Genomic DNA, 11,516 nt, shown 5'->3' on the forward strand with positions numbered 1-11,516 from the left:
ACGTGACACCGAGTAACCGCCGGGACCGCAACGGCCCGGCCCGATGCCGCAACGGCACACCGAGGTGATCCCCCATGGCAGGCACCGGCCCCCTCCCCAAGGACCCGTCCCAGCGACGCCGGCGCAACGCCGACGCCGTACCCGGAACGTTGCTCCCCGCAGGCGGACCCGCAGGCCCGACCCCCGCCCTTCCGGGCGGCCACGACTACGACACCCGCACCCTGTCCTGGTACGAGACATGGCGGACCAGCCCACAGGCCTCGACGTTCCTGGCGACGGACTGGGGGCGGCTGCACATGCTCGCCCAGCTCGTCGAGCAGTACTGGCAGGAGCCGAAGAAGGAGCTGCTGTCCGAGATCCGGCTGAACGAGGCCGCGCTGGGCGGCACGGCTGCGGACCGCATCCGGCTGCGCTGGACGGTCGCTGACCCGGACGATGGCGCCGACCGCCCCGCCCGGCCCCGGAGCAGGGCCGCAGCCTCCCGCCGCGACCGTGTGCTTCGAGTCGTCGATGACCAGACCGAAGGCTGACCCGGACCGCTTCGTCTCCCTCGGCTTCACCGCTATCGACTGGATCGAGACGTACCTGTGCCACGGGCCCGGCGACGTCCAGGGCCAGCCGCTCGTCATCGACGACGAGATGGCCGCGTTCATCGTCAAGGCCTACCAACTGGACTCTGCGACCGGCCGCCGCAAGGTCAACAGGGCGTTCCTGTCGCGGCCGAAGGGTCGGGCCAAGAGTGAGCTGGCGGGCGCCCTGGTGTGCTTCGAGGCCCTGGGCCCCTGCCGCTTCGACGGCTGGGACGCGGACGGCGAGCCGGTTGGCCGGCCGCAGACGTACCCGTACATCCGGTGCCTGGCGACCGAGGAGAACCAGTCCGGCAACACCTACGACAACGTCACGGCGATGCTCGAGCACCTCCTTGAGCACTTCGGCGACGAGTTCCCCGGTATCGACCTGGGCCGCAGCGCGCAGACGTCCAGTCGGATCTACATCGAGGGCGGCGGGGAGATCGTCCCGTCGACGTCGTCCGGCGCTGCGAAGGACGGCGGCAAGGAGACGTTCGCAGTCTTCGACGAGACGCACCTGTACGTGCTGCCCGAACTTCGGGCGATGCACAAGACGGTACGCCGCAACCTCGTGAAGCGGCGGGCCGCCGAACCGTGGTCGCTGGAGACGTCGACGATGTACGCGGTCGGCGACAACAGCGTGGCGGAGGCGACGCACGAGTACGCCAAGGCCGTGAAGGCGGGCCGGGTGAAGGACGGCGGGCTGCTGTTCGACCACCGGGAGGGCCCGCACGTCGAGGACCTCCACGACGACGCACAGCTCATGCCAGCGCTGGAGCACGTCTACGGGGACGCCGCGAAGTGGATGGACCTGGAGCGCATCGCGTCGGACATGCGGGAGCCGGACACGGACCCGGCCGACGCGCGCCGCTACTTCCTGAACCAGCCGGGCACGGCGTCCGCGAAGGCCTTCGACAAGGCCGAGTGGGTGGCGCTGGCTCGGCCGGACTTCACGGTCCCGGAGGGCGATCCGATCGTCATCGGCTTCGACGGGGCGAAGTGGAAGGACTCCACTGGCTTCGTGGCGACGCACCTGGAGACCGGTTACCAGTGGCCGCTCGGGGTGTGGGAGGCGCCGCTGAACAAGCAGGAGGCCGAGGAGTGGGAGGTTCCGGAGCGCGAGGTAGACCTGTGCCTGGCGTTGGCGTTCGACACGTACAAGGTGGTGCGCGTCTACGCCGATCCGCCCTGGTACGAGCAGGCTGTTGCCCGTTGGCAGGGGAAGTACGGCGAGAAGGTCGTCAACGAGTGGTGGACGCACCGGGACCGGCAGATGGCGTTCGCGCTGCGCGCGTACCGGACGGCGATGTCTGGCGGCCCCCTCACCGACGCCGGCGACGAGGCGTTCGCCCGGCACATCGGCCAGGCGGTGAAGCGGCCGGCCCGGGCCAAGGACGACGAGGGCAAGCCCATGTGGACGATCCAGAAGGACCGCCACGACTCGCCGCGAAAGATCGACCTGGCCATGGCCGGGTGCCTGTCCTGGGAGGCCCGGCTCGACGGCATTGCCGCCGGCCTGAACAAGCCCAGGGTGAAGAGTCGCGTCATCGTGATGTGAAGGGGGGTGTGGCCGTGCAGGCGAAGGACCGCAGCCCCGAGGAGTGGGTGGGGCATCTCGCACGCGTACACGAGGGCCTGAAGCCCGGCCTGGAGGAGCTGAACCGGTACTACGAGGGCCAGCAGCCGCTCGCGTACCTGCACCCCGAACTCCTGGAGGAACTCGGCGAGCAGCTGCGGCAAGTGGTCATCAACTGGCCCAGATTGGTCGTCGACGCCCTCGAGGAGCGCCTGGACGTCGAGGGGTTCCGGTACGCGGACAACAAACAGACGGCCGACGATCTGTGGGCGATCTGGCAGGCGAACGGCATGGACGAGCAGTCGCAGATGGGGCACATCGACGCCCTCGCGATGCGCCGCTCGTTCCTCGTGGCCGGCACGAACGAGCAGGACGCTGCCACGCCGCTGGTGACGGTCGAGTCACCTCTGCAGATGCAGGTCGACTGGGACCCGCGCACGCGCGCTGTCCGGGCGGCGCTGAAACGCTGGCATGAGCAGGACCCGCTCACGGACGCCATCACGGACCGGTACGCGGCTCTCTACATCCCTGGGGTGACGCACTACTACGAGCAGACGACGGCGACCTCTTGGAAGGAGGTTGACCGGGACGAGCACGGCCTGGAGGTGCCGCCCGTGGTGCCGCTGGTCAACCGGCCGCGCACCCTGAAGCCAGGCGGTGTCTCCGAGCTGGCGGACGTCATCCCGATCTCGGACGCGGCCTGCAAGGTGGCCACGGACATGATGGTGTCCGCCGAGTACCACGCGATGCCCAGAAGGGTCGCGTTCGGCGTCGACGAGAACGATTTCGTCGACGCGGATGGCAAAAAGGTGTCGGTGTGGTCCCGGCTGGCCGGCCGCATCTGGGCGACGACGAAGGGGAAGGGGGGCGAGGACGGCGCCGACGTGATCCAGTTCCCCGAGGCGAATCTGTCCAACTTCCACAGCACCATCGAGCTGCTCGCCCGCCTGGTGGCTGCGCTGTCCGGGCAGCCCGCCCACTTTTTGGGTTTGGACACGAACAATCCGCCCAGCGCCGACGCGATCCGCAGCGCTGAGACGCGGCTGGTGAAGCGTGCCGAGCGGCGGCAGCGCTGCTTCTCCGGCTCTTACGAGCGGATGAACCAGCTGATCCTGCGGATCCGGGACGGCGAATGGGACCCGCGGGCGACGCGTCTGGAGACGCTGTGGCGGGATCCGTCGACGCCGACGTTCGCGCAGAAGGCGGACGCGGTCACGAAGCTGGTGCAGGTGGGCCTCTTGCCCATCGAGCAGGGCCGCGAGGACCTCGGTTACACGGCGGTGCAGCGGGAGCGGATGCGGCAGATGGACGGCGACGCTCTCCAGCGGGCCCTCGGCGGCGACTTGGCCGCCGGGTACGGGCCGAAGCCGGGGGACGGCGTCCCGCAGCCGGGAGCGTAGGCCGTGGTCGACGCAGCGCTGCGCGCGATCGCGCTGGAGCAGTACCGGCGGCAGCAGGTCATCGTCCGACAGGCCGTCAACCGCGTACAGGCGGTGTGGCGGCAGATCAGCCGGTCGGATATCGGCGGCTCGTGGGAGCAGCTGGCGCCGCTCCTGGTGGGCGCCGTGGCCGATGCGCAGCTCCAGGCGGCGCGGCTGGCGGACCCGTACCTGGACGCCGTCCTGGCCGCCGAGCACGCCGACCCGGAGGCCGCCGGCCGTGTCCGCCCGGGCGCGTTCGCGGGGATCGCCTCCGATGGGCGGCCGCTCGTTTCGCTGCTGTATCAGCCGGTCATCGACTGGCGGGTGCGGCTGGCGGCCGGGCAGTCGATGGAGGACGCGTTTCGCGGGTCGCTGGCGAGCGCGCTGCGGATCACCGCGACGCAGGTCGCTGACGCGGGCCGTGGCGCGACCGGTGTGGCGATGGCGGGCCGTCGGACGATTCAGGGCTATGTGCGAGTGGTGCAGCCTCCGGCGTGCTCACGCTGCATCATCCTGGCGGGCGCTGAGTACGGCTGGAACAAGGGCTTCCAGCGGCATCCGCGGTGTGACTGCATCCATCTGCCGACGACGCTGGTTGCCCGTCAGCAGCACGGCCGGGTGGGATCTGACAGCTTCACCCCGACGACCCGGCCCGGTCGTGGGGCGTCCGGGTTCATCGACCCGAAGGCGTACTTCAACAGCCTGAGCGCTGCCGAGCAGGAGCGCGTGTTTGGGGCGGCTGGCGCCCGTGCGATCCGGGAGGGCGCCGACCCGATCTCAGTGGTGAACGCCCGGCGGGGCATGACCACAGCGGACGCCTACGGTCGCCGCGTGGCCGCCACGACCGAGGGCACCACCCGCCGCGGTGAGTTCTACCGGCGGGAGCGGCAGCGGGCCATCGACCGGGGCCAGGTCGGGCCGTCCGGCCGTGGCTTCCAGATGCGGGCGCCGCGACTGATGCCCGAGGAGATTTACCGGCTCGCTGAGAGCCGGGACGAGGCGCTCGCCATGCTGAAGCGCTTCGGCTACCTGACCTGACCCCGGCGCAATGCCGGCGGTCCCGACTCCTGCAACGGGAGCACCTGATGAGCACACCCACCGAACCGACCACGGATCCGGCTGCGGGCAACCCGCAGGACACCGGAGCCGACCAGGACACCGCCTCGACGCCGCCAGCCACCGAGCCCGGCACGTCCGCGAAGGACGGCGACGGCGACGCGCCCCTCGGCCCGGCCGGGGAGAAGGCCCTCACGGCCTGGAAGCAGCGGGCCAAGGAAGCCGAGGACAAGGCCAGGGAGCAGGCCGCGCGGCTCAAGGAGTACGAGGACCGCGACAAGACCGAGGCCGAGCGGCAGGCGGACGCGCTGAAGGAGGCGCAGACGCGTGCCGAGCAGGCAACCCGGCTGGCCGTGTCGTCCAAGGTCGAGGCGCTGGCCGCCGGGCGTTTCCAGGATCCGCTGGACGCGGTCGACGCGCTCCAGGGCGGCTCCTACGTCACCGACGACGGCGCCGTGGACGGGGACGCCATCACGGCGGCCCTGGACGACCTGCTGACGCGCAAGCCGCACTGGGCCGCGACCGAGCCCGGTCCTCGTGTTCCTCGCCCGGATCCGGCGCAGGGAGCCCGCCCGGGCACCCCGCCGAACCTCGCGCAGCAGATCGGCGAGGCGGAGAAGGCCGGCAACACGAAACTCGCGCTGGCGCTGAAGACGCAGCAGCTGCGCGAGGTGAAGACCCCCAGCAAGTAGGGCAGGCCAGGGGGCCGCCCTCACCCAGAAAGGAGCGGCTCATGGCCGCAGTTACCGGGCAGGGCACGACCTACAACCTGCCGAACTACCACGGGGACCTGTACAAGGTCACGCCGACGGAGACCCCGTTCCTCGCCGCGATCGGCGGCCTGTCCGGCGGCAAGAGGACCAAGAGCACCGAGTTCGAGTGGCAGACGATGGACCGCCGCTCGTCGACGGCGAACAACAGCGCCCTTGAGGGCGCCAACGCCCCGACGGGTGTGGCCCGGTCCCGGTCGGCTGTCTCGAACGTCGTCGAGATCCACCAGTCCGCGGTCGAGGTGTCCTACACCCGCCAGGCCGCGACCGGCATGTACGGCGGCATCAACATCGGCGCCGACGACAACCCGGTCAACGACGAGCTGACGATGCAGATCACCGCCGAACTCGAAGCGATGGCCGTCGACATCGAGATGTCGTTCCTGAACGGCACCTACGCCAAGCCGACCACGAACGCGACCGCGCGGAAGACCCGCGGCCTGCTCAAGGCGATCAGCACCAACGTGAACGCCAACGGCGGCACCGCTCGCGACCTGTCCAAGGCGATCATCGACGCCCAACTGGCCACGATGTTCGGGAACGGCGCCCGGCTGCCGCAGGACACCACCGTCTTCATGACGGGCCCGGGCCAGAAGGTCACCCTGTCGAACCTGTACAGCGCTCCGACCCTGAACCAGCCGACCGCGTCCCGCAACATCGGCGGCGTCGCGGTCGACACGCTGGTCACGGACTTCGGGACTTTCGGGATCATGGTCGACCGGTGGATGCCGGCCGGGCAGATCGCGATCGTCGACCTGTCCGTGTGCGCGCCGGTGTGGCTGGAGATCCCCGGCAAGGGGATGCTGTTCGCCGAGCCGCTCGCCAAGGTCGGCGCCTCGGAGAAGTGGCAGCTGTACGGCGAGGTGGGCCTGGAGTACGGGCCGGAGTCGTACCACGGCCTCATCACGGACCTGAAGTAAGGAGACCGCCGTCATGGCGCAGTTCGAGAGCACGAAGTACCGGGGCCTGGTCCTCCAGGACGACAAGGGCGTCTGGGCGAAGTTCGAGGACGGTCTGTGCGAGACGTCCGACGCCGCAGTCATCAAGCGGCTGCGGGCCCTGCCCGACGAGTACGAGGTCGCCGAGGTGAAGGCACCGGCCAAAACCGACGGTGGCTCGGGCGGCGACGGCAAGTAGGGGGCAGCGGTGGCACTGGCGGAACTGTCTGACATCGCAGACCGGTTGGGCCGTGACCTGACCCCGGAGGAGACCCGCCAGGCGACCGCGCTCCTGGACGACGCCACGGCGATGATCGTGGACCGGTTCCCCCGGTACGCGGCCGAGCCCACGGCGACGTCGAAGGCGGTGTGCCGGGCTATGGTCCTGCGGGTCCTCCAAAACCCGCAGGGCCTGCGGCAGGAGTCCATCGACGACTATCAGGTCACCTACGATGCGGCCCGGTCTGCGGGCGAGCTGTACATCAGCGACGCTGAGGCGGAGATGCTGCGCCCTGTGCTCACCACGGCGTTCAGCATCACGCCCTCGGCGCCGAGGTCCAGGCCGTGAGTGGCATGGACCGGCTGCTGGCGCGGTCCCGGGCCTCGGCCGAGTGGCGGATGCGGGACAGGGTCCGCCTGTTCGCGCAGGCACCGGACGGTTTCGACCGGGAGCCCGGGGCCACGGTGCCGGGCGCGCGGACGACGCTGTACGAGGGCCGGGGCCGGGTGAAGCGGGTCATGCAGGCGGCTGGTGACCACGTGTCGGCGGCTGAGCGGCGGGTGTCCCTGCGGGACTACGAGGTGCACCTGCCGTGGTCCACGCCGCTGCCGCCCGACGTGCTGGTCACGCCGGGCTCCCAAGTCGAGGTGCTGGAGTCGGAGGACGCCCGCATGGTCGGCCTGATCTTGTGGGTGATCGGGGTGGCGTACTCGGACCAGGCCACGGCCTGGCGGCTCAGCACGGAGGACCGGTCATGAGTGCACAGTTCGACATGGGTGAGGTGCGCCGCTTGGAGCGGCACCTGACCCGCAGTATTCCCCGGCTGCGGCGGGAGGCCCGCGCGGTCACGATGCGCGGCGCGATGAACATCAAGAAGGACTGGCGGGCCAACGCAAGGGGGACCGCCGGCAAGCACGCCAGGCTGTACCCGCGGAGTATCAGCTACGACTTCGCTGCCTACGGCCGGGACCTGTTCATGGCCACGATTGGCCCGGACAAGGGCGGCCCGCAGGGCGCGCTCGGCAACCTGCTGGAGTACGGCTCGGTGAAGAACCCGCCGCACAACGACGGCGGCCGCGCCCTGGACGCGGAACTGCCCCGCTTCGAGGCGCAGATGCAGCTGCTCGCCGAGCGCGGCCTGGCCTGGTGGTGACGGATGCCCGCACCCGCCACCCCCGATGCGCTGCCCCACCTGGACGCCGTGCAGAAGGCCCTTGAGGACGTGGGGCTCACGGTCTACGTGGGCGGCACGCCCGCGGGCCGCTGGACGCCCCCGGACAAGTACGCGGTCCTCTACCCGGACCCGGGAATGGCCGGCCGCGAGTCCCTCGCCGACGAGCGCACGGACATCGAGTCGACGATGCAGGTCACCTGCGTCGGCGGCGACGTGGTCCGAGCGCTGTGGGTCGCCGGCCGCGTCCGCCGGGCGCTCGCCGCGCCCCTGCCCGTGGAGGGCCGCACCTGCTGGCCGCCCGAGGACCTGGGCGGGCCGCCCGTGCAGCGGGACGACGACGTCACCCCGCCGCTCTGGTACGTCCCGGTCCAGTACCGCATCCGCTCAACCCCCGCCTAATGGAGGGCACCCCATGGCAACACTCGGAACCCAGGCCATCGCCCTGGCCGGCCTGAACCCCACCTACGCCAACGCCGCCAGCAGCGGCGACAAGTGCGAGGTCGGAGACCGCAACTTCCTGCACGTCAAGAACGGCTCCGCCTCCGCCGTGACCGTGACGCTCACGGCGACCGCGTCCGTGCGCGGGCAGTCCGTCTCCAACGTGACCGTCTCCGTCCCGGCCTCCGGCGAGCGGATGATCGGCCCGCTCCAGCCGGACCTGTTCCAGTCGCCGACGGACAGCCTGTGCGCCATCGGCTACAGCGCCTCGACGACCGTGACCGTCGCCGCGCTGCGCATCTGACCCTCACCCATCCACCGCCAGCCCTGAGCCATCCGGCCGGGGCTTTTCTCATGCCCTGGAGGGCCTCATGGCTGACCTGATCAGCGACGGCAAGACTCGCGTCGTGTGGCTGACCTCCGTCGCGAACATCAACGCGCCGACGGTGTCCGAGCTAAACGCGGGCCTCGACCTCACGAAGCGGATCACCCCGGACGGTCTGAAGATCGACCCGTCCACGGCGGACGTCGACACCTCGTCCCTGGCGAGCACCTTCGACACGAAGACCGTCGGCCGCGTCGGATTCGACAACGAGCTGACGTTCAAGCGGGGCGACACCCCGCAGGAGGACGCCCCGTACTCCACCCTGAAGTACGGCGTCAGCGGCTTCCTGGCCGTGCGCCGCGGCCTGGCCTACTCCGCCGCGTGGGCCTCTGGCCAGAAGCTGGAGGTCTACCCGTCCACCTGCGGCGAGCCGCAGAACTCCAGCCCGGCCGCGAACGAGGTCATGAAGTTCGTGTCGCCGCAGAAGGTGACGGACGCTCCGGCGACCGCCGCGACGGTCGCCTGATGGCGAGCATTGAGGACATCCTCAAGCAGGCGAAGCCCCGGGAGCGCACGGTCATGGTGTGCATCCGGGGCGACCTGGCCGGGGAAGCGGAGCGCCTCACGGACGAGCTGGCCAAGGTCAGTGAGGACTGGGAGCCGAGCGACCTCACCGAGGAGCACCCGGGCCGGACGATCGCGGCGCGGCTCAAGGCGGTGCGGGAGCAGACCCGTGGGGCAGAGGTGCCGTTCACGCTGCGGTACATCGGCGACCGCGCGTACAGCGACCTGCTCGCCGCGCACCCCTCGGGCGACGACAGCCAGGCGTTCAATAGCGACACCTTCCCCAAGGCCCTGGTCGCCGCGTCGTGCGTCGACCCGGTGATGACCGAGGACCAGGCAACCGCCCTGTTCGAGAAGCTCAACCAGGGCGAGATCAAGCGGTTGTTCGACGCCGCGTGGGACGTCCACAACAGCAGCGAGATCGTCCCTTTCTCGCTGGCCGCCTCCGCGCTCCTGGCGGCCCTTGGCGGCGAGAGCTAGAAGCAGCCCGCGCCTGGGGGGTGCCCAGGTCCGTGTTCATGGGCCGCGTGGTCGCCGACGGCGAACCGCTGTGGCTGCCCGAGGACCGGGCCTGGGCGCTCGCCCTGCTCCAAGTCGAGGCGGACGCGTGCCCGGACTGCGGGCAGCCCTGGGGCGAAGCCACCGACAAGGCCAACGAGTTCGCCTACCGGGCTGAGCTGATCCGCTGCCACGCCTGCACCACCTCAGCGTCCGCGGTGCGCGCCTACCAGGACAAGGGCGGGGCCTCCGAGGGCCTGCACGTCCACCTCGAACGAACCACATAGACGACGGGAGGTGCCGTGGCGTCCCGTACCGTCACTGTCCGGCTGCGCGCGGACATCAACCAGTACACCCGTGGCATGCGACAGGCTGCCGACAACACGTCGCGGCTGGCCAAGGTCGGCGCAGGGGTGGGCACGGCTCTGCTCACCGGGTTCGCGGTCGCGGCCGCGTCGGCCGCGAAGTTCGACAAGGAGATGAGCAATGTCCGCGCCGTGACGGGCGCGGCCGGCAAGGAGTACGAGCAGCTGCGCAAGGCGGCTCTGGACGCCAGCAAGACGACGATCTACACGGCCACCCAGGCCGCGGAGGCTGAGGCCGAGCTGGCTCGCGCCGGTATCTCGACCTCGGACATCATCGGCGGCGCGCTGAGTGGGTCGCTGGCGCTGGCGGCGTCCGGGCAAGTCGACCTGGCGGACGCCGCGATCATCAGCGCTCAGGCCATGAACACGTTCGGCCTCGCGGGCAAGGACGTGGGCCACATTGCCGACGTGCTGGCGGCTGGCGCGAACAAGAGCGCGTCGGACGTGAACGGGCTGGCCATCGCCCTGCGGCAGGGCGGCCTCCTCGCCAACCAGACAGGCCTCAGCCTTGAGGAAACGGTCGGCACTCTCAGCGCGTTCGCCGACCATGCCCTGATCGGCTCGGACGCCGGTACGTCGCTGAAAACCATGCTCCAGAGGTTGGTACCTCAAAGCGCCGAAGCGCAGCGCGCCATGGACAAGATCGGTTTTTCGGCCTACGACGCTCAGGGCAACTTCGTTGGCCTGGAAGAAGTCGCTGGCAGGATGAAGGCCAGCTTCAGCAAGCTGACGCCCGAGGCGCGCAACGCCGCCATGGCGACCATCTTCGGCTCGGACGCTGTCCGCTCGGCGACGATCCTGTACGAACTTGGCGCCGAGGGTGTCCGGGAGTACACCAAGGCGGTCGACGACAACGGGGCCGCGGCCCGCATGGCCGCTACTCAGGTCGACAACCTCTCGGGCGACCTGGAGATGCTGCGCGCCGCGATCGAGGTCGCGCTCATCGAGGGCGGCAGCGCCGCGAACGGTGCGCTGCGCACGATGACCCAGTGGGTTACTCGGCTGGTGGCCGCCTACAACGACCTGCCGCCCGAGCTCCAGCACACCGTGACCCTGATGACAGGCATCGGCGGTGCCGCAGGCCTCGCCGTCGCCGGGTTCCTGCTGCTGCTGCCGCGGATCGCTGCCACCCGCACCGCGCTGACTGAGTTGGGCATCACCGCAGCCCGGACCCGGGCGCTCATGATGGGCCTCGGACGGCTGAGCGTTGTGGTCGCTGGCCTGGCCGCCATCTCCTGGGGCGTCGAGAAGCTGGAGGCCCAGTTCCGGGACGCCCCGCCCAACATCACGGCCATGGGTAACGCCCTGCTGAACTTCGCCAAGACGGGGAAGGCAGCGGGCGAGCTGGTCAAGACGTTCGGGCAGGACCTGGACGGGTTCGGCGAGGCCGTCGCACGCATCGCCCACCCGAGCGCCCTCAACCGGATCGGCGACAGCCTCTACACGATCACCCACCTCGGGTCGGACTCTGCCGGCCTGGACGATGCCCGCGACAAGCTGCACGCCGTCGACGAGGCCCTGCGGAGTCTCGTCGACGGTGGTGCGCCGGACGTGGCGGCGCAGGCCTTCAACCGTCTGGCCAAGGAGGCTGAGGCGCAGGGC

Annotated in this window: 16 protein-coding genes; all 16 read left to right on the forward strand. The window is 70.4% G+C overall.

All coding sequences use genetic code 11. The annotated features are described in order from the left end of the window. Window positions 1–74 precede the first annotated feature (74 nt). Window positions 75–530, forward strand: coding sequence for a hypothetical protein (locus ACFC0G_RS38950; protein ID WP_375847179.1), 456 nt, complete (start codon window positions 75–77; stop codon window positions 528–530). Continuing rightward, window positions 511–2,127: a terminase gene (locus ACFC0G_RS38955; protein WP_376413455.1), complete on the forward strand. Its 1,617-nt coding sequence runs from the start codon at window positions 511–513 to the stop codon at window positions 2,125–2,127. The genes ACFC0G_RS38950 and ACFC0G_RS38955 overlap by 20 nt, the downstream gene beginning before the upstream one ends. A gap of 8 nt (window positions 2,128–2,135) precedes the next feature. Next, window positions 2,136–3,545: a phage portal protein gene (locus ACFC0G_RS38960; protein ID WP_376413457.1), complete on the forward strand. Its 1,410-nt coding sequence runs from the start codon at window positions 2,136–2,138 to the stop codon at window positions 3,543–3,545. A 3-nt stretch (window positions 3,546–3,548) separates the two neighbouring features. Further along, window positions 3,549–4,604, forward strand: a complete 1,056-nt coding sequence (locus ACFC0G_RS38965; RefSeq protein WP_375847176.1) for a hypothetical protein — start codon at window positions 3,549–3,551, stop codon at window positions 4,602–4,604. Window positions 4,605–4,651: 47 nt separating this feature from the next. After that, window positions 4,652–5,314: a hypothetical protein gene (locus ACFC0G_RS38970; RefSeq protein WP_375847175.1), complete on the forward strand. Its 663-nt coding sequence runs from the start codon at window positions 4,652–4,654 to the stop codon at window positions 5,312–5,314. Between the two features lie 41 nt (window positions 5,315–5,355). Then, window positions 5,356–6,312, forward strand: a complete 957-nt coding sequence (locus tag ACFC0G_RS38975) for a DUF5309 family protein (protein ID WP_375847174.1) — start codon at window positions 5,356–5,358, stop codon at window positions 6,310–6,312. A 13-nt stretch (window positions 6,313–6,325) separates the two neighbouring features. Then, the gene (locus ACFC0G_RS38980) at window positions 6,326–6,529 is read left to right on the forward strand and encodes a hypothetical protein (RefSeq protein WP_375847173.1); all 204 of its coding nucleotides are present in this window, start codon (window positions 6,326–6,328) and stop codon (window positions 6,527–6,529) included. 9 nt (window positions 6,530–6,538) lie between these two features. Beyond that, the gene (locus tag ACFC0G_RS38985) at window positions 6,539–6,898 is read left to right on the forward strand and encodes a Gp19/Gp15/Gp42 family protein (protein ID WP_375847172.1); all 360 of its coding nucleotides are present in this window, start codon (window positions 6,539–6,541) and stop codon (window positions 6,896–6,898) included. A gap of 5 nt (window positions 6,899–6,903) precedes the next feature. Further along, window positions 6,904–7,308 (forward strand): DUF6093 family protein, encoded by a 405-nt coding sequence (locus ACFC0G_RS38990; RefSeq protein ID WP_375847171.1) that lies wholly within the window; start codon window positions 6,904–6,906, stop codon window positions 7,306–7,308. Beyond that, entirely contained in the window at window positions 7,305–7,703 is a 399-nt protein-coding gene (locus ACFC0G_RS38995; RefSeq protein ID WP_375847170.1) for a hypothetical protein, read from the forward strand. Before ACFC0G_RS38990 ends, ACFC0G_RS38995 begins: the two co-directional genes overlap by 4 nt. Window positions 7,704–7,706: 3 nt before the next feature. Beyond that, window positions 7,707–8,123, forward strand: a complete 417-nt coding sequence (locus ACFC0G_RS39000) for a hypothetical protein (protein ID WP_375847169.1) — start codon at window positions 7,707–7,709, stop codon at window positions 8,121–8,123. Window positions 8,124–8,136: 13 nt separating this feature from the next. Further along, entirely contained in the window at window positions 8,137–8,466 is a 330-nt protein-coding gene (locus ACFC0G_RS39005; protein WP_375847168.1) for a hypothetical protein, read from the forward strand. A 67-nt stretch (window positions 8,467–8,533) separates the two neighbouring features. Further along, complete coding sequence (locus ACFC0G_RS39010; RefSeq protein ID WP_375847167.1) at window positions 8,534–9,013, forward strand: hypothetical protein; 480 nt, start codon at window positions 8,534–8,536, stop codon at window positions 9,011–9,013. Then, the gene (locus ACFC0G_RS39015; protein ID WP_375847166.1) at window positions 9,013–9,531 is read left to right on the forward strand and encodes a hypothetical protein; all 519 of its coding nucleotides are present in this window, start codon (window positions 9,013–9,015) and stop codon (window positions 9,529–9,531) included. Before ACFC0G_RS39010 ends, ACFC0G_RS39015 begins: the two co-directional genes overlap by 1 nt. A 38-nt stretch (window positions 9,532–9,569) precedes the next feature. Continuing rightward, complete coding sequence (locus ACFC0G_RS39020) at window positions 9,570–9,836, forward strand: hypothetical protein (protein WP_375989023.1); 267 nt, start codon at window positions 9,570–9,572, stop codon at window positions 9,834–9,836. A 15-nt stretch (window positions 9,837–9,851) separates the two neighbouring features. Next, window positions 9,852–11,516 (forward strand): phage tail tape measure protein (locus tag ACFC0G_RS39025; RefSeq protein ID WP_376413462.1); only part of this gene is annotated, 1,665 nt, incomplete at its 3' end.

It is taken from the genome of Streptomyces sp. NPDC056169 (genome assembly GCF_042268445.1).
Classification (GTDB): domain Bacteria; phylum Actinomycetota; class Actinomycetes; order Streptomycetales; family Streptomycetaceae; genus Streptomyces.